Annotated in this window: 19 protein-coding genes and 1 other RNA gene; 8 read left to right on the top strand and 12 right to left on the bottom strand. The window is 30.5% G+C overall.

Annotated elements, in window-relative coordinates:
* Positions 1-2 precede the first annotated feature (2 nt).
* From AJN60_RS04345 to selA, 3 genes are read right to left on the bottom strand one after another with little or no spacing between them, the layout of a single operon-like run.
* Positions 3-713: a thioredoxin fold domain-containing protein gene (locus AJN60_RS04345; protein WP_002855861.1), complete on the bottom strand. Its 711-nt coding sequence runs from the start codon at positions 711-713 to the stop codon at positions 3-5.
* Between the two features lie 48 nt (positions 714-761).
* The gene (gene selB, locus AJN60_RS04350) at positions 762-2,567 is read right to left on the bottom strand and encodes a selenocysteine-specific translation elongation factor (protein WP_070285944.1); all 1,806 of its coding nucleotides are present in this window, start codon (positions 2,565-2,567) and stop codon (positions 762-764) included.
* On the bottom strand, positions 2,564-3,886 hold the full coding sequence (gene selA / locus AJN60_RS04355; RefSeq protein ID WP_070285945.1) for an L-seryl-tRNA(Sec) selenium transferase: 1,323 nt from the start codon (positions 3,884-3,886) through the stop codon (positions 2,564-2,566). The genes selB and selA overlap by 4 nt, the downstream gene beginning before the upstream one ends.
* Positions 3,887-3,963: 77 nt before the next feature.
* On the opposite strand from selA, the gene AJN60_RS04360 reads away from it, so the two are divergent.
* Positions 3,964-5,637, top strand: a complete 1,674-nt coding sequence (locus AJN60_RS04360; protein WP_070285946.1) for a 4Fe-4S dicluster domain-containing protein — start codon at positions 3,964-3,966, stop codon at positions 5,635-5,637.
* 2 nt (positions 5,638-5,639) lie between these two features.
* Here AJN60_RS04360 and AJN60_RS04365 read toward each other — a convergent pair whose 3' ends face one another.
* The gene (locus AJN60_RS04365) at positions 5,640-6,941 is read right to left on the bottom strand and encodes an MFS transporter (RefSeq protein WP_070285947.1); all 1,302 of its coding nucleotides are present in this window, start codon (positions 6,939-6,941) and stop codon (positions 5,640-5,642) included.
* A gap of 165 nt (positions 6,942-7,106) precedes the next feature.
* On the opposite strand from AJN60_RS04365, the gene rdgB reads away from it, so the two are divergent.
* On the top strand, positions 7,107-7,709 hold the full coding sequence (gene rdgB, locus AJN60_RS04370) for an RdgB/HAM1 family non-canonical purine NTP pyrophosphatase (protein ID WP_070285948.1): 603 nt from the start codon (positions 7,107-7,109) through the stop codon (positions 7,707-7,709).
* Positions 7,710-7,739: 30 nt separating this feature from the next.
* On the opposite strand, the gene AJN60_RS04375 is transcribed toward rdgB, so the two are convergent.
* The 6 genes from AJN60_RS04375 to mqnE are packed head-to-tail and all read right to left on the bottom strand — an operon-like array spanning position 7,740 to position 14,384.
* Positions 7,740-10,211 carry an efflux RND transporter permease subunit gene (locus AJN60_RS04375; protein WP_070285949.1) on the bottom strand — a complete coding sequence of 824 codons (2,472 nt, stop codon included), beginning with the start codon at positions 10,209-10,211 and terminating at the stop codon, positions 7,740-7,742.
* Entirely contained in the window at positions 10,211-10,780 is a 570-nt protein-coding gene (locus AJN60_RS04380) for a Tgt2/MlaC family protein (RefSeq protein ID WP_070284111.1), read from the bottom strand. Before AJN60_RS04380 ends, AJN60_RS04375 begins: the two co-directional genes overlap by 1 nt.
* Positions 10,781-10,789: 9 nt before the next feature.
* The gene (locus AJN60_RS04385) at positions 10,790-11,488 is read right to left on the bottom strand and encodes an MlaA family lipoprotein (protein ID WP_070284113.1); all 699 of its coding nucleotides are present in this window, start codon (positions 11,486-11,488) and stop codon (positions 10,790-10,792) included.
* Positions 11,489-11,532: 44 nt separating this feature from the next.
* Positions 11,533-11,976, bottom strand: coding sequence for a phosphoribosyltransferase (locus AJN60_RS04390; protein WP_070284114.1), 444 nt, complete (start codon positions 11,974-11,976; stop codon positions 11,533-11,535).
* Positions 11,977-11,990: 14 nt separating this feature from the next.
* On the bottom strand, positions 11,991-13,310 hold the full coding sequence (locus tag AJN60_RS04395) for an NCS2 family permease (protein ID WP_070284115.1): 1,320 nt from the start codon (positions 13,308-13,310) through the stop codon (positions 11,991-11,993).
* Positions 13,311-13,319: 9 nt separating this feature from the next.
* Positions 13,320-14,384 carry an aminofutalosine synthase MqnE gene (mqnE, locus tag AJN60_RS04400; RefSeq protein ID WP_070284116.1) on the bottom strand — a complete coding sequence of 355 codons (1,065 nt, stop codon included), beginning with the start codon at positions 14,382-14,384 and terminating at the stop codon, positions 13,320-13,322.
* A 142-nt stretch (positions 14,385-14,526) separates the two neighbouring features.
* Between mqnE and AJN60_RS04405 the strand changes: the two genes are divergently transcribed.
* The 3 genes from AJN60_RS04405 to fumC all read left to right on the top strand — a co-directional run bounded on the left by AJN60_RS04405 (position 14,527) and on the right by fumC (position 20,201).
* Positions 14,527-16,875 (top strand): nucleotidyltransferase, encoded by a 2,349-nt coding sequence (locus tag AJN60_RS04405; protein ID WP_070285950.1) that lies wholly within the window; start codon positions 14,527-14,529, stop codon positions 16,873-16,875.
* A 4-nt stretch (positions 16,876-16,879) separates the two neighbouring features.
* Complete coding sequence (gene glmS / locus AJN60_RS04410; protein WP_052776832.1) at positions 16,880-18,676, top strand: glutamine--fructose-6-phosphate transaminase (isomerizing); 1,797 nt, start codon at positions 16,880-16,882, stop codon at positions 18,674-18,676.
* A 133-nt stretch (positions 18,677-18,809) separates the two neighbouring features.
* On the top strand, positions 18,810-20,201 hold the full coding sequence (gene fumC, locus AJN60_RS04415) for a class II fumarate hydratase (RefSeq protein WP_002854099.1): 1,392 nt from the start codon (positions 18,810-18,812) through the stop codon (positions 20,199-20,201).
* A 28-nt stretch (positions 20,202-20,229) separates the two neighbouring features.
* Here fumC and AJN60_RS04420 read toward each other — a convergent pair whose 3' ends face one another.
* Both AJN60_RS04420 and ruvB read right to left on the bottom strand, forming a co-directional pair.
* Complete coding sequence (locus AJN60_RS04420; RefSeq protein WP_044780168.1) at positions 20,230-21,273, bottom strand: AI-2E family transporter; 1,044 nt, start codon at positions 21,271-21,273, stop codon at positions 20,230-20,232.
* A 3-nt stretch (positions 21,274-21,276) separates the two neighbouring features.
* On the bottom strand, positions 21,277-22,284 hold the full coding sequence (gene ruvB, locus AJN60_RS04425) for a Holliday junction branch migration DNA helicase RuvB (protein WP_070233719.1): 1,008 nt from the start codon (positions 22,282-22,284) through the stop codon (positions 21,277-21,279).
* A 90-nt stretch (positions 22,285-22,374) separates the two neighbouring features.
* Between ruvB and AJN60_RS04430 the strand changes: the two genes are divergently transcribed.
* From AJN60_RS04430 to AJN60_RS04440, 3 genes are all read left to right on the top strand, one after another.
* Positions 22,375-22,785: a hypothetical protein gene (locus AJN60_RS04430; RefSeq protein ID WP_002783915.1), complete on the top strand. Its 411-nt coding sequence runs from the start codon at positions 22,375-22,377 to the stop codon at positions 22,783-22,785.
* Positions 22,786-23,144: a transfer-messenger RNA gene (gene ssrA, locus AJN60_RS04435) on the top strand.
* A 206-nt stretch (positions 23,145-23,350) separates the two neighbouring features.
* A complete protein-coding gene (locus tag AJN60_RS04440; protein WP_070261087.1) occupies positions 23,351-25,636 on the top strand; it encodes an autotransporter outer membrane beta-barrel domain-containing protein in 2,286 nt (761 codons plus the stop codon).
* Positions 25,637-25,681: the final 45 nt, after the last annotated feature.

Here is a 25,681-nt window from a genome sequence, read left to right on the forward strand (position 1 = left end):
GTTTATTTAATAATAGTTGGAGTAGCGCTAAGACCTAATGAGCGATATTTTTCATATAAGGAAAAAACTTCTTTTAATTCTGCATCACTTACTTTTGGATAATTTTTGATATTTGCATCGTAGTATTTGTTTAAAATTGCGATTTTTTCTTTATCATTTTTTGCTTTTTTTGCTTCTTTGTAGATTAGAGCGGATTTTTCAAAAGCAGATTTTCCATGTACTGGAGTTAAAATATAATTAACTTGATAGTTTTTAAGTTCATCATCAATTTGAGCTAAATGTTCTCTACAATAAGGGCATTCAGGATCCGAAAAAACATAAATTGCAGGTTTATTTTTATCTCCCAAAGCTATTACCATGGTTTCTTTTTGTGCTACAGCTTTAGCATTTTTTGTAAAATTTTCTCTTGCTTCTTGAAATTTTTTCATTTCATATTCTTGAGCATAAGAAATTCCCGTTTTCAAGTCGATAAGATCAGGGGTAATAAGACTATCTTTTGTAAAAAGAATGTTTTCTTGTTTTTGTCCATTTAATTCAACGCTTACAATAACACTTTCAAAACCCGTATTACCAACCTTTTGACGATTTGATACACTAACGGTAGCATTTGGAAATTGTGCTTTAATGCTTTTTGAATAAAAATCACTAATTTCTGAATTACTTGCAGCAAACAAAGATGCTGAACAGGCAAGAATTAAACTTAATTTTTTCATAGTTTATAAATCCTTTAAATAAATTATGTTTAATTCTATAATGATTTTCTAAATGTTTGTTAAAAATCTTTTTTCAGTTTCTTTGCTTACTTGAGGAAATTTGTCTAGGTATTCTAAATAAGCAATAGCATATTTTCTTGAAAGATTGAAATATTCTTTCATACTTTGCACATCAAGACTTTGATTTTTTAATAAATTTAAACATTCTTGCATAAGTTTTTCAAGAGCTTGTTTTTCTATAAAAAGATTGTGTGAAAGTCTTACAACTAAGCCTTTTTGGGTAAGTTTTTTGAGTATATTATCTCCGCTTTTTCTATCAAGTTCTAAAAAATCATAAAGATTATAAGGAGCTTCGGGTTTAATACCTTGTTTTTTTAAAATTTCATATAATTGATTATTATTTTTTTCTTGAAGTTTTTCAAAATCTATGCCTTTTTTAAAATAAATTCCATTTTGAAAATCCAATAAATTTGACATTTCTTTAAGTCCGAGTTCGCAAAAATTTTCACTTGCCCAAGTAATCCTTAAAGCTAAAGAATGTGCTGAAAGCATGGCATAAGGATTTTTTTCAAGTATGAATTTGATGAAATTTTTAATTTCTTCTAGACTTTGTAAATGATATACATTAAGATTTTTTTCATCGACAAATACTTGATTTAATTCTTTTGCTAATTTCAATGCTTTTTGATGAGAGAGTTTAAATCTTTGATAGCTTGAAAGCAAACCAAAGCCGTATTTATGTGCGTCTTTTAAGAAAGAAAAAGCTGCTTTAAAATCTTTATTTTTCAAAAACATTAAAAATTTATTTTTTTGTTCTTTTTTTAAAGGTTCGCTTAAAGGATTTAAAACCTTACCACCGCCTATAACGCGATTGTTTTGTAATAAAATAAAAGCCTCATCAAAACTTAAAAATACATTTTTATCAAAACTAAAATGCACAAAAAATTCATCATTTTCTAGTTTTTTTAATATATTTATTTTGCATTCTATTTGTCTTGAACCCACGCAAAAAATCATTTTGCTATTTTGTAAATTTTTTGCTTTAACTAAAGCATCGCATTCTTTAAAGGCTTTAAAATAACCTTTTTTACTTAGCAAATAACCTTTTTTCAACTCTTTATAATCACAATTTAAACTTAAAGCCACACGGTTACAAGCTTTGATTTGCTCTAAATTAGTATCGTGGTTTTGTATATTTTTAACAATGAGTTCTTTTTGAGTGTCTAAACAGATGATTTTTTCATTTAAAGTGATGCTTCCTTCATTAAGACTGCCTGTAACGACAGTTCCTATGCCTTTTAGAGAAAAAACTCTATCGATATAATAATGAAAAATCAGTTCTTCATCGTTTTCTTTGTTTTCTATGGTATAAAGATAATTTTTTAATTCTTCTATGCCTTGATTATTTTTTATACTGGTGTGAAATACTTTTAAAATGGGATAATCTAAATTTTTTAACTCTTCTAAAATTTCTACACTTTTTTGCTCTATATTTTCACAAAGATCACATTTGCTAAGCACTAAAATGATATTTTTAATATCAAGAATTTTTAAAATTTCTAAATGTTCTAAACTTTGTTCTTTTAAACCTTCGTTAATATCTACAACAAATAAACAAACACTAAAGCCAAAAGCTCCACTTACCATAGTTTTAACCAAATCTTTATGTCCTGGAACATCGATAAAAGAAATGTTTTTATCTTTTAATTTAAGATTTGAAAAACTTAAATTAATGGTGATTTGTCTTTCTTGTTCTTCTTTTAAACTATCGCCTTCAAAACCATTTAAAGCTTTAATGAGTGAAGTTTTTCCATGATCAATATGTCCTGCGGTTCCTATAATAACAGATTTCATAAGTTTTCCATTTGATTGATTATAAGAATAAGTTTTTGAAGTTCATTTTCTCGTATAGTTCTAAAATCAAGAACAAATTCATCATTTTCAATGCGTCCTATGATATTTTCTTTTCTAAATCGAGTTTGTAGTTTTAAAGCATCTCCTTGAAAAGTCAGTATATAAGTATCTAAACTTTTATCAGGCATAGAACCTCCTCCTACTAAACTTTTGCTTTTTTTGAGCCGGGTTTGAAATTTTAATTCTTTTTGCACTCTTAAAGCTTTTTTTTCTATAAAGGATAAGTCATCATTTAAAAGTTTTAAGGTAATAATTTTTTCATAATCTTTTTGCAAATAAGCTTTTAAGCTTTCGTTTAAAAAAGATAGAGTTAATTTATCCACTCTTAGCATTCTTAAAAGTTGATTTTGTTTAAGCTTTTCTATGAGTTCTTTTTTTCCAAGTATAATGCCTGCTTGCACACTACCAAAAAGTTTATCTCCGCTAAAACTTAAAATATCACATTCTTGCACGAGTTTTTTGATTTTAGGTTCATTTTTAATCAGTTTTTCGTTTAAATTTTCACACCAGCCAGAACCTAGATCATAATAACTCAAAAGCCCTTTTTCTTTTGCTAGTTCATGTAGATCTTTTATATTTACTTCACTGTGAAAACCCATAAGAGCGAAATTAGACTTGTGGGTTTTTAAAATTAGAGCGGTATTTTCACTGATAGCTTGTTCATAGTCTTTTAAGTGTGTTTTGTTGCTAGTTCCAACTTCGCAAAGCTTTACACCTGCAGCTTTTATCACTTCAGGCACACGAAAACTTCCGCCAATTTCTACAAGTTCTCCTCTTGAGCTTATGACTTCTTTATCATAACAAAGAGAATTAAGTACTAAAAAAACTGCTGCAGCGTTGTTATTGACCACTAAAGCATCTTCACATTCAAAAAGCATTTTAAGTTTTTCTAGTACCAAAGCATAGCGAGAGCCTCTTTTTCCATTTTCTAAATCAAACTCTACATTAGAATAATTACAAATGATATCTTTACACGCTTCATAAAGTTCTTCATGGATTACACTTCTACCAAGGTTTGTATGTATAACCACTCCGCTTGCATTAATCACACTTTGTAAATCTTTGCGGTAAAAAGTTTTGATTTCTTTTTTGATTTCTAAAAGTAGTTTATCTTTAGAAATTTCATCTTGGGAAAAATTTTCTTTTAGTTTTGCGACAACTTTTTTACAAAAAAATGCTTTGATATAAAAAGGATAGGATTTTAAACTCTCATCTTCAATAAGAGTGTTAATCTGTGGAAAAGTTCTAAATTTGTTCATCTTAAGCCTTAAGAAAATATTTGGTTATTTTAACATAGAATTTATAAAATGATGTTTTAAAGAGATTAAGGAAGACAATGCAAGATTTTGTTTATATAAAAAATGATGTTTTAATCCCTTTGCCTGATGCTATTGAAATTTTAGATCAGGCAAATGATAAAGAAGCATTAGTTTGCAATGATAAAAATCAAAAAGCACAAATTTATGCCCCTGAGATTAATTTTTATCTTAAAAATTCTCAAGATGAAATTTTAGAGCAAAGTAAAAATGTTTTAACGCTTTATGAAGCAAGAGCTAGCGTTTATGATTTAGGGCTTGATTTAGAACAAAGTAAAGAAGTACAAAACCGTTTAATTGTCGCAGATGGTGACGCTCAAACTGTAGAGTTTTTAAAAGAACATGGATTTAAGGTTATTGCTTTAAGCAGTGCAGAAATTTTAGCTGTTTTTGGAAGTGTAGGGGAACTTTGTGCTGTGGTTAAAAATCAAGGCGAAGAAGTGGAAATAGATTTTGATTTTTTGCTTTTTAAAGCTAAGGATTTAAGCGTTGTGCGTAAAGATTTTACAAGACAAAGTGGATGTTATAATCTTTTAAATTTTGAAAATCTTGAAGTATTGTTAGAGTTTTTGCAAAGCAAAAGTCCAAAATATCATTATAAAACTTATATTAGCTATAATGCTAGCGTGTGTCAATACCACGAAAGACGCAGTGAGCATTGTGCAAAATGTGCTGAAATTTGTCCTACTGTGGCGATTTTAAAAGATGATGAAAAAAAGCATTTAGAATTTTCTCAAGTGGATTGTTTGGGTTGTGGAGGATGTATTAGCGTGTGTCCTAGTGGATCACTTGATTATGCTCCTATGCCAAGAGAAAGTTTTTTTACCCTTTGTGAGTTTTATAAAGATAAAAAAATTTTAATCATTCCTAAAAAAATGTCTTTAGAAAATTTAAATCTTGTTTTACCAAAAGATGTTTTACCCTTTATGATAGAGGGTGAAAAGTGGCTTTCTTCTATGCATTTTTTAACACTTTTGCAAAATAGTGGAGCAAATTTGGTTTTTTATACGGACTTTGTATCTCGTGGTAGCAACGAGGCTATTGTACTTTTAAATACTTTTTTTGAGAGAAAATTTCAAAAAAAAGCTATTTTTGTTGCCAAAGATGAAAAAGAATTGCAAAATGTTTTAAAAGAGCAAGAATTCATACAAGATTTAAAATATGATTTTCATAACAACACCTTAACTACAAGAGAAAATTTTGCCAAAAGAATGCAAGAAATGATAAAAAATGAAGATTTTGGCAGTATAGAAAGTGGCGAATGGTTGCGTTATGGTAAGGTAGAAATCAATCCTAACACCTGTACGCTTTGTCTTTCTTGTGTGGGTGCCTGTAATGTAGGAGCTTTAATCGCTGATAAACAAGAAAATGCTTTGAAATTTAATGCTTCTCTTTGTACGACTTGTGGGTATTGTGAGTTAAGTTGTGCCGAAAAAGATACTTTAAAATTATTTCGTAGTGGAATGGAGTTTAGAGCTTCTTATTTTGAATATCAAACCATGGCAAAAGATGAGCTTTTTGCCTGTATAGAATGCGGTAAAGAATTTGCCACCAAAAAAGCTGTAGAAAAAATAGCCAATTTAATGAAGCCTAAATTTGGTAATGATGAAAATAAAATCAAAACACTTTATTGTTGTGCAGATTGCAAGGCAAAAGTGATGATAAAAGCAATGGGTTTTGCGGGGCAAAATTAGATTTAGATCTTAATTTTGCCTTCTAATTCTTCTTTATTTGTAAGTTTACTATCAAATTTAACAACAAGATTTTTAGAGTTTTTATAAATATCTACAACTCCTAAATTTTCGCTAAAAGTACTGAAATTTAAAGGTGTTTCTAAAGGTAGATAAAGGTTTTTAAAATCAGCTGGATTTTTTAAGAAAAATAATGCCACAAGCCAAATTAGAGCTAAAATTACTAAAATAATAGCCAAAAGATTTAAGGCATCTAGATGTAAAAATATCCCTCCGATAATACCACCTATAAAACTTCCACCATATCCAAAAGCATTAAATAACCCTAATGCTGCACCTTTTTCATGAACTTTACAAAATTTTGATGCGCAACTTTGCATAATAGGTTCGTGTAAATTAAAACCTATAAAAAAAATCACAACCGCTATAATAAAAAAATCTATAGAATTACTAAAAGTAAAAAAAAGATAAGAAAGTATGAAAAAAACAATTCCTAAGAGTAAAATTTGTTTAGCTAAACCTCTTTTTTCGCCTAAACTTCCAGCAAAGCCCATAGCGATAAAACCTGCTATCATAGAAGCGCTATAAACAATCCAAAGTTTATCAGAAGTAAAGCCTAAATGTTTTACTAGAATGATAGGAATGCTTAAAAATGCTATACTCATAAGCATTTTTTGCATGAAATTAGTAAGATTCATAAGGGCTAAATTTTTTTGTTTAATAAGATGAAAAAAAGGAGTTTTTTCATTTTCATGAGTGATTTTGTTTTCTTTAGGTACAACGGTATAAAGTAAAATTATACATAAAAGAGACAAAGCTGCACTAAGATCAAAAAGGCTAGATAAACCCCATTTTGCACTCATTAGAGGAGAAATGACCATAGAAGCTGCAAAACTAAGTCCTATAAAAGAACCCATTACCGCCATGGCTTTACCACGATTTTCTTCTGTGATAAAATCACTTATCATTGCCGTAGCTACTGCTCCAATAGCTCCTGCACCTTGGAGCATTCTTCCTAAAAGCATGATGTAGATATTTTCCGCAAAAGAGCAGATTAAAGAGCCTATTATAAAAATAATCAGTCCAATGAGCATGGTTTTTTTACGACCAATTTTATCACTTAAAATTCCAAAAGGCATTTGTAAAATCATTTGGGTTAAGGCATAAACACCAACTAAAAGTCCCACTAAAAATTCATTAGCACCTTCAAGTTTTAAAGCATAAAGACTTAGAACTGGCAAAACTATAAACAGCCCAAAAAATCTTGTTCCAACTATGAAAGATAAGGGTAAGACATTATTTAGCATTATCAATTTCCTATTAAATTTGAAATTTAAATTAGGATAATTTTACTATGAAATGGATTAAGCATTGATTAACATCGTTTTATCATTTGATATTTAAAAGCTACGCACAAGGATAAATTTTATAAAATCATATTTTTGTTTTGATATTATTTTGGAGCTTTTGTTATGAAGATTATCCTAGCTACGAGCAATAAGCATAAAGTTTTAGAACTTAAAGAAATTTTAAAAGATTTTGAAATTTATGCTTTTGATGAAGTTTTAACGCCTTTTGAGATTGAAGAAAATGGAAAAACTTTTAAAGAAAACGCCTTGATTAAAGCAAGAGCAGTTTTTAATGCTTTAGATGAAAAACAAAAAAAAGATTTTATCGCTTTAAGTGATGATAGTGGTATTTGTGTAGATATTTTAGAAGGAAACCCAGGAATTTATTCTGCTCGATTTAGCGGTAAGGGCGATGATAAAAGTAACCGTGATAAACTTGTCAATGAAATGATAAAAAAAGGTTTTAATCAAAGCAGGGCACATTATGTTGCTGCTATTGCTATGGTAGGTTTGATGGGGGAATTTAGTACACATGGAATCATGCATGGAAAAGTAATAGATACAGAAAAAGGTGAAAATGGTTTTGGTTATGATAGCCTTTTTATTCCAAAGGGTTTTGATAAAACCTTAGCCCAGCTTAGCGTGGATGAGAAGAATAACATCTCTCATCGTTTTAAAGCCTTAGAGCTTGCAAAAATCATTTTAAAGATTTTAAATAAAGGATAAAAATGAAAAATTTTTTAAAATATATAGCTATTATTGTTTTAATATATGCTCTTTATGTTGGTTTGGAAACTTGGTTTTCTTAGAATAAATAGTGATTAAAAAACTTGGTAATAAGAACAAACTTCCACTTAAAAGCAAAATCATTACAAAAACGGTTAAAATTCCAAAATAAATTGTTGGAATGAAATTGCTACTCATCATCACGCTAAAACCTAAAACTATACTAATGGTAGTATAATAAAGTGCCGAACCTATACTAAGGTGAGAAGTCATAATGGCTTCTTCTAGGCTTTTGTTTTTAATTTCTTCTCTAAAACGATAAATATAATGCAAGGCATCATCAACGCCTATACCTATAGCAATAGCAGCTATAGTAATACTCATCATATCCAAAGGAATACCTAAAAGCCCCATAAGAGCAAAAACCACACTTAAAGGAATAACATTTACCAATATAGCCGCAACTGAAAATTTTAAATCCCTAAAAACAATGATAAAAAGTATGAAAATAGCTAAAATTACAAATATAAGAGTATCAAATTGCGATGAAAAAAGACTTTGAAGCATATTATTATAAAGCACCATTATGCCTGTGATTTGCACTTCTACTCCATCGTTTTTTACAAGCTCGTTGAGCTGTTTTTTAAGATCTATTAAAAACTCATTACGTCTTAAATTCGGATCAGAATCAACAATACGCATGCTAAATCTTAACTCGTTATTTTCTATACTTACAAAAGGTGAAAGCAAGTCTTGTTTAAATTTAGCAGGTAAATTCTCATTTAAAAATGCAAGAGCAAAATCATCTAACTCTTTTCCATCGTTGATATTTTTCCCTAGGGTTAAAAGACTATTAAGACTTAAAACCGAACCTACAAATTCTTTGTTTTCTAAAAATTCATGAACTTTTTTTGCAATGCGTGTTTTTTTAGAGTCAAACCAATAAGTTTCTTGTGTGGCTAAATTTTCAAATTCACTTTCAAAACTATCAAGAGTATCGCTTGTATTTTGATCGTTTTTATTATTTTGAAAACGAATGATTACTTCTAAAGGCAAGGTTCCACCTAGATTTTTATCAATAACCAAAAGTCCTTTTTTGATTTCACTACCATCTTTGAAATAATTGACAAAAGAATTTTCAACTCTGAGTTTTGAAATGCCTATTAAAGCTAAGATTATAGCAAGAACTGAAATTCCATAAATCATGCGACGCTTTTTAGGATCAAGAGCGGTTTTGGCGCAAAAGGCTAAAAGATTAAATTTAAACTCTTTTTTATGATAATTTTTTGGTTTTAAAAGAACTAAGATACTTGCTAAAAACAAATAACTAAAGATAAGAGCTAAACCTATACCTATACTCATCATAATGCCAAGTTTTATGATAGGTTCGATATTTGATAGGATTAAAGAAAAAAATCCTATCATCGTTGTAACAATGGCATAAAGGCTAGGATTTGCTTTGGCTAGTAAGGTTTCAAGCACTATGCGCTCAACTTTAGCTTTAGGATGATTTTGGGTGCTTTCGATAAAATGCGTGATCAAATGAACAACTACACTTAAGGTGATAATTAAAACTAAAGCAACGTAATTTGATGAAATAACTGTGATTTGAAAATTTAAAAGTGCAAAAACTCCACTAGCCGCACTTAAGCTTATAAAACAAATAAAAAGAGGTAAAAAAACAAAACGCCATGAACGGAAAAAATAATAAAGTGCAAATCCCAGTAAAAATACAAGAGAAACACCATAAAGCACAAGATCAGATTTTATATAAGCTATCATATCATCAGCGATCATGCTTACGCCACCAAGGTAGAGCGTATCTTTATTTTTTTCATAATTTCGAACTATGCTTTTAATAGTATCTAGACTTTGTTTCGTGATAACTTTTTGCTTGTCTTGATGTTCTTTTATGGCAAGACGAATTTGATCTTTTTCTTTTTCATCGGTGGCAAGATCGCGTTTTTCTATAAGGTTATTATAAACTGTATCAGGCTTTAAGTAAATAATAAGCCCTGTTATTTTTCCATCTTTTGAGATGATATTATTTTTATAAAAAGGACTATTTAAAATTTCATTTTGAGCTTTTGTGCGGTTTATGTCTAGGCTTTCTATATTTGGGATATTTTTTAAAAGTTCTTTTAAATCTGTATTTTGCGAACTTTGAAGCAAAGGGGCATTGATGATACTAAAAACGCGTTCTACTAAAGGGGCTTTTTCTAATTCTTCATGAAGTTTTTTTAATTTAACTAAATTTTCATTTGAAAAAGGTTTTTCATCATAGGGTTTGAAGGCTAAAAGTAAAAAATTATCACTTTTATAATGTTTTGAAATTTCTCTAAAAGTTTTTAAATCCGTATCATCTTCTAAAAGTAAACTTTCAGCACTTGCATCTACGTTAAGCTTAAAAGCAAAAAAGCTTAAAAACAGGCATATAAACAAGGTTCCAAAAAAAGTACTTTTTGGACGAGAAATAAAAAACTTTAAAAGCTTTGCAAACATTATTCTATAATGATGCTTTCAAGTTTTTGAAGTAGGACATCAAAGCCTTGGTTGGCTAAAATATCTCCAAATTGCGATCTATAAGTTTGTACTATACTAATGCCTAAAACATCTACATCATAAATAAGCCAGTTGTTATTATCATTGTAAAATTTGAAAATGATATTTTTTTCTTCTCCATCTACTACCATAGAAGTGGTTAAAAAATAGCGTTTTTCATTTTTTAACTCACCATTTTTGACCTTTAAAACCTGATCTTTATAAAGACTGAGTTTATCAGTAAAACTTTTTTTAAGACTTGTTTCAAAGGCTGTGGTAAATTTTTCTTGTTCTTTTGAGTTTAATTTAGAATAATTTTTCGAAAGACTGAGTTTTGCCATGAGTTTATAATCTATTATACTATCAAAAAGTTTAAAGATTCCATCAGCAGCTTGTTTTTTGTCTTCTTTGCTATCTTGTAAAAGTTTTAAGCTTGCATCAATGTTTTTTTGCATAGTACTAGAAATTTCATCTAGCTGTAAGGCAAAAGCATTAAAAAATAAAGCCAAGATTAGAAATATTTTTTTCATTATTTTCCTTTATTTGCTAAGTTCATTGCGTCTTTGCTCGTAAGCATCACGCAAGAATGGATATAAATTAGGCGTGTTGTGATAAATTTCATCAATTTCATCAAGCCTAAAACTAAGTTCATTGCCAAATCCATAAGCACTTATAGCTATACTTGCCCAAGTAGGATCAATGTAAGCGGTAAAACTTGCATACCAAGTTGCAGGTAAAGCAAGAGTGTCTCTAAGATTACTAGGGCCGAGTATAGGTAAGACAATATGAAAACCGCTTCCTACGCCCCAGTGAGCCAAAACGGTTCCTAAGTCCGCGGGATGTTTTTTAAGACCCATTTTTGATGCCACATCCATAAGTCCACCAAATCCCATAATGGTATTAGCAGTAAATCTTTTAAATTCTTCTCCCGCTTCTTCAAATTTAAACTGCAAAACATTGCCTACAAAACGCAAAGGAGCAAGTAAATTATCCAAGAAATTTCTTACTCCTAATCTTATAAATTCAGGAGTGATGGCGTTATAGCCCTTAAGAACGGGGCGCAAACCATAATCATACAAAGCCACATTAAAGCTTGTCATAGCTTTGTTATATCCTGAAAGCGGATCGTTTACTTGATAGTTTTGGTATTCTTGTTCAAAATCATCTAAATTTTGTTCTTTAGCAAAAGCAAAAATAGTAAAAAAAATTAAAATAAAAGATATAAATTTTATTCTCAAGAAAAAACTCCTAAAAATTTTAAAAGTAAGATTATAGCAAATTTTTAATCAAGATTTATATCCCAGTAAAAATCCACCCATTCAGTAGCTTCTTTTACTTTAAAATCAGGCTCCAAAAGAGCGGTTTTTTTGTAAAAAATGGTTGCAATTTTAAGTTCTATATGAGGAAATTTTTCAAGCAAAACTTTTTTTATTTCTACTAAACTTTCTCCGCTATCTACTATATCATCAATGAGTAGAATTTTTTTGTGCTTGCTTAAATCAGGAATATTAAAAATTTTAATAGTATCAAGTTTTTTTGTATCATCGTAATGAATTGAGTTTAAAGCAAAAAGCTGACGTGTTTTTAAAGCTACTGCTAAAGAGTGTCCTAAACTCATTCCTCCTCTTGCTATAGCTAAAAGTGCATCAGGGTTAAAATCTTTTTTAATTTCTTTAGCAAGAATTTTTACATCTTCTTTAAATTCTTCATAGGAGTAAAATATCATTATATATCCTTAATTTATTGTAGTGCCATAAGTAAAAAATTACCCAAAGATAATAAACTTAAAACTATAATGCCAAGATTGATTTTATCCCATTCGCGTTTAAAAATTCTTACAAGTAAATAAGAAAGAAAACCAAAAGCAAAACCTGTGGTAATGGAGTAAGTAAAAGGCATCATGATAATAGTAAAAAAGCTTGCTACAGCTATAGCATTATCTTTAAAATCTATATTTTTAACTTCCATAAACATTAAAATTCCAACCATTACAAGTACGGGGTATATTGCGTTTGCAGGAATGGCTTTAAAAAGTGGCAGTAAAAAAAGTGTAAAAGCAAAACAAATAGCTACAACTAAAGCTGTAAGCCCCGTTCTTCCTCCACTTTCAACACCTGTAGTGCTTTCTACAAAAGCAGTAACTGTAGAAGTGCCTGTCATAGCTCCTAAGGCTGATCCTGTTGCATCTGCCATTAAGGTTTTGCTTAGTTTTTTTTCTCCATTTTTTGGATCATCAAAAATCTTTCCTCTTTCACCCACACCTGTGATGGTTCCTATACTATCAAAAAGTTGAGTGATAAAAAAAGTAAGAATTATAGGTATCATAGTAATATTTAAGGCACTTTTGATATCAAGTTGTAAAAAGATGACTCCTAAACCATTTTCCATGCTAAAATTTGGCAAAGAAAAGATTTGCACAGGAAAACTTGCATTATCTAAATGAAAAATCCAAGCGATAATAGAGCTTACTAATACCCCCAAAATAAAAGCTCCGCGAAGTTTTATAGCCCAAAAAAATATGATTAAAGCTAGGGTAAAAATTCCAAAAAGCACATGAGGGCTTTTGAAATTTCCTATGCTGACTAAAGTATCTTTATTATGCATTATCACACCCATTTGACTTAAGCCTAAAAATGCAATAAAACAACCTATACCGGCACAAATTGCAAGACGTAAATCTTTTGGGATATTACGGATTACCCAAAGGCGAAAATGCGTAAAAGAAAGTATGAGAAAAATAATACTTGAAATAAAAACAGCTCCTAAGGCACTTTGCCAAGCTATGTTTTGACCTAAACAAACTGCAAAGGTAAAATAAGCATTTAAACCCATTCCAACACTCATAGCTACAGGAGTATTGGCAAAAAAAGCATTAAAAGCACTTGCAACTATGGTGATTAAAGCTGTTGCGGTGATTAAAGCTTCTATAGGCATTCCTGTATTTCCTACTATGCTAGAATTTACAGGGATAATATAAACTATAGCCAAAAAAGTAGTAAGCCCTGCTATAACTTCAGTTTTAAAACTCGTATTGTTTTCTTTGAGTTTAAAAAAGTCCATTTTTTCTCCTTAGTAGGTTTTTAGCTCGTTATACAAACTATCGCGTTCTACAGGAATAAGATTTGAAGTTTTTATCATATCGATAAAAGTTTTTAAACTTGTGCCTTTGGCAGATTTTGCACCACCTGCGCTTTGTATGCTTTCTTTTTCTATGGTGCCGTCTAAATCATTAGCTCCAAATTCTTGTGCTACCATGGCTAAATTTAAAGTCATTGTTGCCCAGTAAGCTTTGATATTTTTAATATTATCAAGCACCAAACGAGCAATGGCAATGGTTTTTAAAATTTCTTCACTATCTATGATTTTATCAGTTTGTATAAAGCTATTATCCCTTTGCCAAACTAGAGGGATAAAAGCATTAAATCCACCGGTTTGATCTTGAAGATCACGCAGTCTTAACATATGATCGACCCTGTGATGTCTTTCTTCTATATGTCCAAAAAGCATGGTAGCATTACTTTGTTTGCCTTTTTCATGCCAAAGTTTATGAATTTTAAGCCAATTTTCACTGCTAACTTTTCCATGACAAATTTTCTTACGCACTTCTTCATCAAAAATTTCAGCTCCACCGCCTGGCATGGAATCAACGCCGTATTCAAGCATTTTTTCTATCACTTCTTCATAGCTCATTTTAAAACGACGATGTAAAAAATCAATCTCAGCAGCAGTCATAGCTTTTACATGAAGATTAGGATATTTTTCTTTTATCATTTTAAAAATTTCTAAATACCATTGCCAAGTTGTATCTTTGTTATGAGCTGAAACGATATGTACTTCTTTGGTTTCTCGTTTTACGGTTTCATCAACAATTTTCATGATTTCTTCATGAGTCATCAAATAAGGATTAGGATTTTTTCGGTGTGCTGAAAAGGCACAAAATTTACAGGTATCTGCACAGATATTAGTTGGATTGATATGACGATTGATATTAAAATAGACTTTTTTTCCATGAAGTTTAGTGCGTTTTTTGTGAGCGTATTTGCCTAGGGTAAAAAGATCTAAATCCCAAAGTGCATTGGCTTCTTCTTGGTTTAATCTTTCTTCATTTTCTAGTTTGGTAATTAAATTTTTCATTTTAATTTTACTCTTTTGCTGTTTTTAAATAAAGCATTATAATTTTTGCTTACTGAAAAAGAGTTTATAGAAAAAGCCAAAATAAAAGATATTTTTGTTAAGATTATTATTAAAATATTAAAATTTAAAGAGAGTGGAAATTTTGTTAAATAAAGAATTAGAAATTTTTAAAAAAAATCTTAGTTCCTATACCCAAAGTTGTAGAAAATTTTTTCTTAAGCAAGGGGCGTTTAGCTTATATCATTCTAAAAATATGGATAATTTCATAAAAAAAGCTTATGATATAGTTCTTAAAGATTATTTTGATGATTTTTCACCTCCAAGTGATAATATCCCTTTTTGTGTTTTAGCAAGCAAAGCATATGCAAACAATAGTCTTTGTTTTAATGAAAGTATTTCTTTGATTTTTGTTTATAAAGATATTAAGGCTTTTCATTTAAAACCTATGATTAAGGCTTTTATTGAAATTTTAAATGATGCACATTTGCAAATTGACTCTGTTATCTTAGAATTTAATGGACTTTATAATGCTAGCAATGAGCTTAAGACTTCTATAATACAAACTCGTTTCATATGTGGTTCTAGGATTTTATTTAAAGGGATTAAGACGAAATTTGAGAGTATTTTAGAAGAAAATAAAAATGATTTTGCCAAGCTTTTGCTAGAAAATTTTAAAGAATTTGATATTCCATTTATAAAGCAAGAATTTAATATCTTAAAAGATTTTGGCGGATTAAATCATTTAAGATCCTTAGAGAGTTTGCTTGTTCTTTTTAAGACTTCTCCAAAAAATTATGCTTTAAATTTTATAGATGAAAAAAATTTAAGCGAGTTGCGTTTAGCTGGAGATTTTTTACTTTCTTTAAAATCAGCGATGAATTTATTAAGTGCTAAAAATGAGGATGAATTTTTACTTATTAATGTTCATGATTTGAGTGAATTAATGTATAAAAAAGCTAAAAAACATTTTGGAGCAAATGAGTTGTTGGTTCAAAAGGCTTTGCAAAGTATGCATACTATAGGTTTTTATACGCACTTTTTAGCAAAGCAAATTCAAGATGGATTAAATCATGCTCTTAAACAAGAATATAAATTTAAAACTCTTATAGAAGTTTTAGAATACTTATTAAAACTTGAAGATAAAGAGGTTATTTTCGATCTTAACTTGGTTTTTGCCCTAAGAAGATTGAAATACGGTAAAAAAGATATAGAAAAAGCTTTAATACTTTTTGAGAAAATTTTTTATAAAAGGCATAGTTTTTGTGTTTTAAAACTTTTGCTTGATAGTGGAATTTTAAAAGATTTATGCAAGCCTTTTTGGACAGTTCGTTTTTTAAGTGATGAAGAAGGAAATTATAGTTTTGATGAGCAAGTTTTTCTTATGTTAAGTGAATTTGAAAAATACGAAGATGAGCTTGAGATACTCCAAAAACTTAAAACCGATGAAAAAATGATTTTAAAGCTTGTGATACTTTTAAGCGCTATAGAAAGTGAAAATGAAATTTCTTTAGCAGGCATATATAGAGCGTATTGCTCCAAATTTGATTTAAAGAATGAAATTTTAGAATGGGGTCTTAAAATATTTAAAAACAATAATGCCTTAAAAGATCTTGTAGAAAAAGAAGATATATATAATCCTATTGTTGTAAGTAGTTTGGTTTCTAAATTAGAAAATTTAGAAAATTTAGAGCTTTTATACACTTTAACTTGGCTAAAGGCTAAGGCTTTAAATTACAATGCTTTTTATTTTAGAGTTCTTGATAAACTTTTAGAAAATGCAAAACAAGGTTTTGAAGATGAAAATCTACTTGAAGAAAGCGCAAGAAGAGTAAAAAAAGAATTAACGCTTAAAAGAAGTAAGATTTTTTTAGAGCAAGATGAAATTTTGCAAGATAAAATCATACATATCAAATCAAATCTTTTTATTATAAAAAATACTTTTGAAGATATTGTTATGATTTCTAAATTAGCCAAAGAAAATGATTTTAAATTTTGGTTTAGCAATGAAACAAATCTTAGTTTGCAAATTATTGCACCACTTCATTTTAATATTGCCATTATTTTAAGTTCTTTAACAAATTTAAATCTTATTTTCATGAATTTTTTTGAACTTTTTGATGATAAAATTTATTTAAGATTTGAATATGATAATATTATCAGTGATGAGCAAAAACTAAAACTTTGCGAGCTTTTAAATTCAAATCTTTCTGGTTTTAATTTGAAAAAAATTAAAAAGCCAATCATTAAAAAAGATGAGTTAAAATTAGACTTAAATTATTCTAAAATGTATGCCAAATTAGGTCTTAATACTAAAGATCAGCAAGGTTTAATGGCGTATTTGATGAATGTTTTTAATGAACTTGAACTTGTTTTATGCGCAGCAAAAATTCAAACCATAAGACAAAGGACGCGTAATATTTTTATTTTTCAAAAGAATGAAAAACTAGAACATAGCGAGCAAAAGTTAGTTAATTTATTAATAAGTGAGTAAAAAAATGTGTGGAATCGTAGGCTATATAGGAAATAATGAGAAAAAACAAATTATACTAAATGGACTTAAAGAATTAGAATATCGTGGCTATGATAGTGCGGGTATGGCAGTGATGCAAGAAGGTGAGCTTAGTTTTTTTAAAGCTGTAGGAAAACTTGAAAATTTGGCGAATAAATGCACGGATTTTGAAAGTCAAGGTTATGGTTTTGCTATAGGTCATACAAGATGGGCAACTCATGGTAAGCCTACTGAAATCAATGCACATCCTCATTTAGGACAGTATTCTTGTGTGATTCACAATGGTATTATAGAAAATTATAAAGAAATCAAAGATAAACTTGAAAAAGAAGGCGTGAGTTTTTTAAGTCAAACCGATACTGAAGTTATTGTCCAGCTTTTTGAATTTTACGCAAGAAATTTGGGAGTTTTTGAAGCTTGGCAAAAAACCATCAAAGAACTTCGCGGTGCTTTTGCTACTTTGTTAGTAACAAAAAAAGATCCCAATCATGTGTATTTTGCAAAAAATGCTGCTCCTTTGATTATCGGTAAAAATGCAAATAAAGAATGGTATTTTTCTTCAGGTGATGCACCTTTGATAGGAAGTTGTGATGAGGTAATGTATCTTGAAGATTTAAGCTTGGGATACGCGAGTAAAGATGAGCTTGTTGTTTATGAAAATGATGTTTTAAAATCACTTTGTTTTTCTAAGCTTTCAGGCGATAAGGCTTATGCAAAAAAAGACGGCTTTCGCTTTTTTATGGAAAAAGAAATTTATGAACAAAGTCGCGTGATGAGTGAAGTTTTAATGGGACGTATTCAAGGCGATGAAGTCGTTTTTGATGAGCTAAACAATGAAGATTTAAGTCAAGTAGATGAAATCACGCTTTGTGCTTGTGGAACAAGCTATCATGCTGCAATGGCAAGTGCTTATTTGTTTGAAAGAATTGCTAAAGTTAAAGCTAAGGTAGAAATTGCAAGTGAATTTCGCTACCGTGAAGCAATTATAAAAAAAGATTCTTTATTTATCGTTATTTCTCAAAGTGGAGAAACAGCAGACACTTTAGAGGCTTTAAAGATTGCAAAAGAGCAGGGTGCTAAGACTTTTGCAATTTGTAATGTGGATAATTCTAATATAGTGCGTTTAGCACATCTAAGCCTTTTAACTCGTGCGGGCATAGAAAAAGGAGTTGCTTCAACTAAAGCTTTTGCCACTCAGGTTTTAACACTTTGGATGCTTGCTATTTTTATGGCACAAAAAAGAAATTTAAATGTTTCTGCTGAAATTAAAGCGCTTTTACATACTCCAAATTGTGTGAGTGTAAAACAGGCTTTACATGAAAAAATTCATCGTTTATCCAAGCGTTATTTAGATGGACATGGCTTTTTCTTTATAGGTAGAGATGTGTTTTATCCTTTGGCCTTAGAAGGAGCTTTAAAACTTAAAGAATTATCTTATCTTCACGCTGAGGGTTATCCTGCAGGAGAGATGAAACATGGCCCTATTGCTCTGGCTGATTCTAAACTTTATACTATAGCTTTAATGCCAAAGCATATGCTTTATGAAAAAACAAAATCAAATGTTGAAGAGCTTATTGCTAGGGATTCTACAGTGCTTAGCATTTCGCCTTTAGAATTTGATTTGAGCGATGATTTTATAAAAACCAATGAGCAAGATCACTATATGTGTGAATTTTTTGAAATGATGGTAATTACTCAACTTTTAGCAATGGAAATTTCTATAAGACTTGGCAATGATGTGGATATGCCAAGAAATTTGGCTAAAAGCGTAACAGTCGAATAATCCGTGCAGTTTAAAGAAACTGCACATAACTTTCAAATACTTCAAAAATTATAAATAAATTTTAAATTATAAGCTAATTTTATGCTTATTTTTGCTTAAATAATTCTAACAATATTTCTAGAAAGGAAACACTATGGAATACAGAGTTGAACATGATACCATGGGTGAAGTTAAGGTCCCAAATGACAAATATTGGGGAGCGCAAACTGAAAGAAGTTTTGAAAATTTCAAAATCGGTTGTGAGAAAATGCCAAAGGTTTTAATCTATGCTTTTGCAAATCTTAAAAAATCTTTAGCTTTAGTCAATAACAAACTTGGCAAACTTGATGATGCTAAAAAAAATGCTATAGTTCAAGCTTGTGATGAGATTATCGCAGGTAAATTTGATGATAATTTTCCACTTGCGATTTGGCAAACAGGTTCAGGTACGCAAAGCAATATGAATATGAATGAAGTTATTGCAAATCGTGCCACTGAAATCATGGGCGGAGATTTTCGAAAAGAAAAGCTTGTACATCCAAATGATCATGTTAATATGAGTCAAAGTTCAAATGATACTTTTCCAACAGCTATGAGTATAGTTGCAGTTGAGCAAGTAGAGAAAAAGCTCATCCCTGCGCTTGATGAGCTTATTGCAACTTTTGAAAAAAAAGTAAAAGAATTTGATGGTATTATCAAGATAGGACGCACGCATTTACAAGATGCTACGCCACTTACTCTAGCACAAGAATTTAGTGGATATCTTTCTATGCTTTTGCATTCAAAAGAGCAAATCATCGCTTCTTTACCAACTTTAAGAGAACTTGCTATAGGAGGAACCGCAGTAGGAACAGGGCTTAATGCGCATCCAGAATTAAGCCAAAAAGTAAGTGAAGAACTAACTCAACTTATAGGTACGAAATTTGTTTCAAGTCCAAATAAATTTCATGCTTTAACAAGTCATGATGCGATCAATTTTACTCATGGAGCTATGAAAGGTTTGGCTGCAAATTTAATGAAAATTGCAAATGATATAAGATGGTTAGCTTCGGGTCCAAGATGTGGTCTTGGTGAGCTTATCATTCCTGAAAATGAACCAGGAAGTTCGATTATGCCAGGTAAGGTAAATCCTACCCAGTGCGAAGCTGTTACTATGGTTGCTGTACAAGTGATGGGAAATGATGCAGCTATTGGATTTGCAGCAAGTCAAGGAAATTTTGAACTTAATGTGTTTAAGCCTGTGATTATTTATAATTTCTTGCAAAGTCTTGATTTGTTGGCTGATTCTATGCATTCATTCAACATCCATTGTGCTGTAGGTATAGAACCAAATCGTGCAAAAATCGATCATAATCTTCATAATTCTTTAATGCTAGTTACCGCTCTAAATCCACACATAGGTTATGAAAATGCTGCTAAAGTAGCCAAAAATGCCCATAAAAAAGGTATTTCTTTAAAAGAAAGTGCAATGGAGCTTGGTTTGGTTAGCGAAGAAGATTTCAATAAATTTGTTGATCCTACTAAAATGATAGGCCCAAAAGCCTAGAACATAAAACTTGCCTTTTTAAGGCAAGTTAAATTAAATTCTTATCTTTTAAAATCACATACATTCTTAAAGTTGATACAAAAAAGGTTAAAATTGCAGGACCTAGTATAATACCCCAAAAACCAAAGGTAGAAATTCCTGCTATCATAGCCAAGAAAATTAAAAGTTCGTTGATTTTGGTTGGGGTTTTTACAAGTTTTTTGTTGATCCATTTGATAATTAAAGGCTTGATTAAAGTATCTGCTATAAAAGAAATTACAATTACAGAATAAATAAAAATAACAAGAGCTGAGTTAAGATTGTTTGAGGCAAATTCATAAAGACTTACAGGCACATAAATTAAAGCTCCTCCTATAGCAGGTATGAGAGAACTTACAGCAAAAATTACTCCCATTAAAATTCCATCATAACCATAAAACATTGTGATTAAACCAAAAAGTGCACCTTGAAATATCGCTACAATCACCATAGAGTAAAGCACAACAGCCATAACATTACCCACTTCGCTTAAAACATCATCGAGTTCTTTTTTATCAATAGGAATGATGGATTTAAGATAGATAACAAGTTCTGTTCCATATAGATTTGCAAAGAAATAAAATACGCAAATTAAAACCATATCTATAAGGAATTTAGCTCCTGATTTTGTAAAACTTGAAGCATAACTTAGGATTTGTTTGGAAATGCTATTTAAATCTATAGAAGCTAAAAATTCTTTGATTTTAGGTTCTAAAAAATTAAAGCTTTCAGGCAAGGTAAATTGATAGTTTTTGACATAATCAAGTGTTTGTGTGACTAAATTGATATCAAAATTCTTTAAAGCTTTGGCAAGTTCTATCATGGCATAAACAAAAGGTGCAAAGAAAAGCAAAACCATGCAAGCTGTTGTAAGAATGGAAGCTAAAAATTTATGTCCTTTAGTTAGATTTAAAAATTTCGCATTGATGTTTGAGGTAGCTACCGCCATTAAACTAGCTATGATAATCACAAGTAAAAAACCTTTAAAAAGATAAAGCAAAAGAAATAAAATAACTAAAATAAAGCTTATAAGAAAGATTTTTCCATTTTGCAAAATTTACTCCTCAAATAAAGTTTTTTCATAGTTTAATTTTAAAGCACTATAGCTTTTTGTGCTAGCTATACGCCCTTTTGCAGTGCGTTCTATATAGCCATTAGCAAGCAAATAAGGCTCAATTACATCTTCTATGGTATTTTCATCTTCGCTTAAAGCCGCAGCAATACTTGCAAGCCCGATAGGTTTTTGCTTAGCAGCGGTTAAAAGTTCAAGATATCTTAAATCCATCGCATCAAAACCAAGCTCATTAACTCCTAAAGAATTTAAGGCCTCATTAGCCCTTTTTTCTGTGATAATCTCTTCATCATTAACATCGGCAAAATCCCTTACCCTTTTTAAAAGCCTTAAGGCTATCCTTGGGGTAGAGCGACTTCTTTTAGCGATCTCAAGTGCGGCTTTTTCTTCGCAAGTTTTATTAAGTTTTAAAGCTGCTTTTTGCAAGATGAGAGCAAGTTCGCTATCTTTGTAAAATTCTAATCTAAATTGCATGCCAAAACGATCTCGCAAAGGATTACTAAGCATACCTGCACGTGTTGTAGCCCCTATGAGAGTAAATTTTGGTAAATCGATTTTTATGGTTTGAGCAGCTGGGCCACTACCTATGATAATATCAAGGCGGTAATCCTCCATCGCAGGGTAAAGTACTTCTTCGATAGCAGGGCTTAAGCGATGAATTTCATCGATAAAAAGTATATCTCCTTCGCTAAGATTAGTTAAAATAGCGGCTAAATCCCCGCTTTTTTCTATCATAGGAGCGGCGGTTGTTTTGATATTTGCACTCATTTCATAGGAGATGATATTAGCTAGTGTTGTTTTTCCAAGTCCTGCAGGACCGCTAAAAAGTATATGATCTAAACATTCATTGCGTTTTTTAGCTGCAGCTATAAAGACATTTAAATTTTTTTTAATGCTTTCTTGACCTATATAACCATCAAAATTTGAAGGACGCAATGAAGTTTCGTAAGTTTCATCAAAGGAATATTTTTCTATTTCTACTATTCTATCCATATCTTTGCTTATATTTTGGAAAAATTAAAATAAGATTTTAGCTAAAATTTGCTAGAATTTACATTAAACTTTAATGATTATGGTTTAAAAATGGGAATTTTAACAAAATTAGAATTAGATTATGAAATTGACGATATAGAAAAATTTTTACAATTTTTTAGAACCATGTGCGATAGGTTTGAACCTTTAATCATCAAGCTTGGAAGTGATAGCGTGCGTTATAAAGAAGCCATAAAAGAGCTTGAAACTTTAGCACACAATACCGCTTGGGCAGCAAGACGCTTAAATCTTGAAGAAGTGACTGATTTTTGTGTATTTTGCGAAGAGATGATGGCACAAGCAAATCGCTTTAACGGGCCTGCTAGTGATGAATTTACGGATTGGATGCTTTTGATGAGTGATCAGTTTGAAAAATATTGTCGTTCATATGAAAATGATGATTCTGTTTTAGCGGTTTTTAATCCTTTAATTGTTAATGTTCCAAATATTATTTCTAAATAAGGGAGCGACTTGGCTTCGACAGGAGTAAGTCTGCTTAGATGGCATGTCGCTTTGGGCAAAGCGTAAAAAGCCCAAATAAAATTAAACGCAAACAACGTTAAATTCGCTCCTGCTTACGCTAAAGCTGCGTAAGTTCAGTTGAGCCTGAAATTTAAGTCATACTATCTAGCTTAATTTTCGGTCATTTTTGATAGTGTAGCCTTGCGTTTGACAAGCGTTGAGGTGAAATAAAGTCTTAGCCTTGCTTTTGAGTTTTGGAAGATGAGCGAAGTAGGGTGAAGTAGTCATCTTTGCTAAGCATGTAGAGGTCTTTGTGGGATTATTTTTGGACAGGGGTTCGATTCCCCTCGCTTCCACCATCACGCTAATTTTAAGTAAATCATAAGTTTATTTCAAATTTTTAGAATTTTTTATATGAAGTTAAGATCGATTTATTACCCTTAAAACTTTGATATATTAGGTTTTATAATTTTTCATTAAAAATTTATAGTTTTATTTTTAAGCTTATTTTTAGGGGGGGGGGTATAATTTTTCCTTCAGTTTAAATTTATTGAAGGAGAAACTTATGAAGAAAAATGCTTCGAGCAAGATATTGCTAAGCTTAGGTGTAGCAACTTTGCTTTATTCAGGTGCTTTTGCACAAGAAATCAATCTTACAGAGTCTTCAGATATAGGAAAATATTTTGAAGAAAATGGTAAGGATATCAATCTTAAAAATCCTGATGATTACAAAGGAAAAGATTTAAGTATCAAAATGGGCATCGGGGATTTACCAAGCGATGGCTATGATAGCGCTGATTATCGATTTAACATTGATATCGGTAAAAACAATACTTTAAGCTTTACGCATAATAACAATCAAGAACCTGCTTATGTAACAAATCTAAACGCTACTGCTAAAAAAGTTGAAACAACAGATATAATTTTACAAGCTTTTGCGCCTTCGGTGATTAATGGAGATTTAACTATGACTAGCTCAGGAAAGGAAGCCATTACCGAGGATGAAGAAAAAGGCTCAGGTATAATTCTTTATAATGGAGCAGTTGAAGGAAAAAGTGCTAATGGTAGCTTAACTATAAATGGAAATTTTACCGCCGATAAAACCCTTTTTGCTACTTATGGAAATTTTGTTAAGGTAAATGGAACTGCAAATCTTACAAATTCAAATTTTGGACTTATCAAACGCTCTTATACAGACTTAGAAGCAAATAATGTAATAATGGTTCAAGCTAAAGATTTTAACAAAGATATCTTAGAAGAAAAATCAAATAATAACGCAGGTGCATTACTTGTAAAATTTTTAAATGATTATGTTTCAACTGATCTTCATGGCAAAGATGAATTAGAAACAGGAGCTGTTATAGATATTAGTGATGAAGATAAATACGGCGATGGAATAAAAGGCTTAGTAGATTATAAGCTTAGTATTCAAAGCTGCGGTGGCAATAAATGCTTGGTAGTTAATGGAGGTGCTACTGCAGCAGCTAAAGATAAGCTAGTTCAACTTCAAGTAGATATAGATACTATCGATAAATTACTTAAAAATGATTTTGATTCCGATGAAGCTGAAGTTGAAGAATGGGCAAAAGTTAAAGAAGCCCTTGAAAAACAAAAAACCGAACTTGAACAACTCAAAAAAGAAGCTCAAGAAAACGGCGGTAAAATCGATGATGAAAAATACGTTGATTTAGTAAATAAAAGCTTAAATTTAAATCTTAGTGCTAATGATAAAGCTTCTATCCTAGTACTTCGTTCTATCACAGAACAATTAGGAAGTATAGGAGCAGATTTAGCAAGTAGAGAAGGTGTAAAACTAGCCCTACAAATCAAAAAAGACACAGACAATACAGGTAAATCTGTATCTAATCTAAATTCAGCTTCTAGTGCAGTTAATACCACTATGAATATTTCTAATGATGTTTCTATAGGTTCTCGTGTAGCAATGCTAAACAATCCTTTTGGAACTTATGCTTCTAAAATGAATGGCCTTAAATTTGCTGCTTTAGATAGTGATATGAGACCAAGCTATGTAAATGAATATACCAATAGTGTTTGGGCTAATGCTTTTGGTGGTGCTAACATTATCGATGGAGATAGTGGTGTAATGTATGGTGCTACCGTAGGGGTAGATAAACAAGCTAATGATAATGTTTTATGGGGTGCTTATTTTACTTATGCAAATGCTAAAATCAAAGACAATAATTTAGAACAAAAAAGCGATAACTTCCAATTAGGTATGTATTCTACTATCAATATAGCTCCACAATGGGAACTTAATCTTAAAGCTTATGCTCAAGCTTCTCCAACTAAACAAGACAATGTTCAAATAGATGGTGCATATAACTCAGATTATACAAGCAAATTCTTAGGACTTAGTGCTAATGCAGGTCGTGTGTTTGACTTTAGTGATAATACTTTATTTATTAAACCTTTTGCAGGGATAAATTATTATTTTAGTTATACTCCATCTCATACAGAAAATGGTGCTATTGCTAAAGATATTGATTCTATGAAAAACAATTCTGTAAGTGTTGAAGTGGGTGCTGAATTTAGAAAATATATGAATGAAAACTCTTATATTTTTGTAACTCCAAAAATAGAACAATTTGTTATCAATAGGGGTGATGATTACACAGCTAATTTAGCTATAAATAATGCTTTCTTTACTAGCGTAGAAGCTAACAACAAGAAAAAAACATATGGACAAATTATCGTAGGGGGTAATGTAGATTTTACAAATCAACTCAGTATGAATCTTGGCTTTGGTGCTAAACAAATACTAGCAGGTAAAGTAGATAATAAAAATGAAACTTACTTAAGTGGTCAAGTAGGACTTAAGTATAAATTTTAATCTTAAAAATCATTTCTAAATCTTTCTATAGTTTAGAAACGATTG

It is taken from the genome of Campylobacter sp. BCW_4323 (assembly GCF_001763115.1).
Taxonomy (GTDB): Bacteria; Campylobacterota; Campylobacteria; order Campylobacterales; family Campylobacteraceae; genus Campylobacter_D; species Campylobacter_D jejuni.

Bases quoted from the DNA above. Each gene is read 5' to 3' on its own strand.
- fumC (WP_002854099.1), top strand. From the start codon at position 18,810: ATGGAATACAGAGTTGAACATGATACCATGGGTGAAGTTAAGGTCCCA.
- selA (WP_070285945.1), bottom strand. From the start codon at position 3,886: ATGAACAAATTTAGAACTTTTCCACAGATTAACACTCTTATTGAAGAT.
- AJN60_RS04430 (WP_002783915.1), top strand. From the start codon at position 22,375: ATGGGAATTTTAACAAAATTAGAATTAGATTATGAAATTGACGATATA.
- AJN60_RS04365 (WP_070285947.1), bottom strand. From the start codon at position 6,941: ATGCTAAATAATGTCTTACCCTTATCTTTCATAGTTGGAACAAGATTT.
- AJN60_RS04360 (WP_070285946.1), top strand. From the start codon at position 3,964: ATGCAAGATTTTGTTTATATAAAAAATGATGTTTTAATCCCTTTGCCT.
- AJN60_RS04375 (WP_070285949.1), bottom strand. From the start codon at position 10,211: ATGTTTGCAAAGCTTTTAAAGTTTTTTATTTCTCGTCCAAAAAGTACT.
- AJN60_RS04440 (WP_070261087.1), top strand. From the start codon at position 23,351: ATGAAGAAAAATGCTTCGAGCAAGATATTGCTAAGCTTAGGTGTAGCA.
- ruvB (WP_070233719.1), bottom strand. From the start codon at position 22,284: ATGGATAGAATAGTAGAAATAGAAAAATATTCCTTTGATGAAACTTAC.
- AJN60_RS04390 (WP_070284114.1), bottom strand. From the start codon at position 11,976: ATGATATTTTACTCCTATGAAGAATTTAAAGAAGATGTAAAAATTCTT.
- selB (WP_070285944.1), bottom strand. From the start codon at position 2,567: ATGAAATCTGTTATTATAGGAACCGCAGGACATATTGATCATGGAAAA.
- mqnE (WP_070284116.1), bottom strand. From the start codon at position 14,384: ATGAAAAATTTAATTACCAAACTAGAAAATGAAGAAAGATTAAACCAA.
- AJN60_RS04345 (WP_002855861.1), bottom strand. From the start codon at position 713: ATGAAAAAATTAAGTTTAATTCTTGCCTGTTCAGCATCTTTGTTTGCT.
- rdgB (WP_070285948.1), top strand. From the start codon at position 7,107: ATGAAGATTATCCTAGCTACGAGCAATAAGCATAAAGTTTTAGAACTT.
- glmS (WP_052776832.1), top strand. From the start codon at position 16,880: ATGTGTGGAATCGTAGGCTATATAGGAAATAATGAGAAAAAACAAATT.
- AJN60_RS04380 (WP_070284111.1), bottom strand. From the start codon at position 10,780: ATGAAAAAAATATTTCTAATCTTGGCTTTATTTTTTAATGCTTTTGCC.
- AJN60_RS04395 (WP_070284115.1), bottom strand. From the start codon at position 13,310: ATGGACTTTTTTAAACTCAAAGAAAACAATACGAGTTTTAAAACTGAA.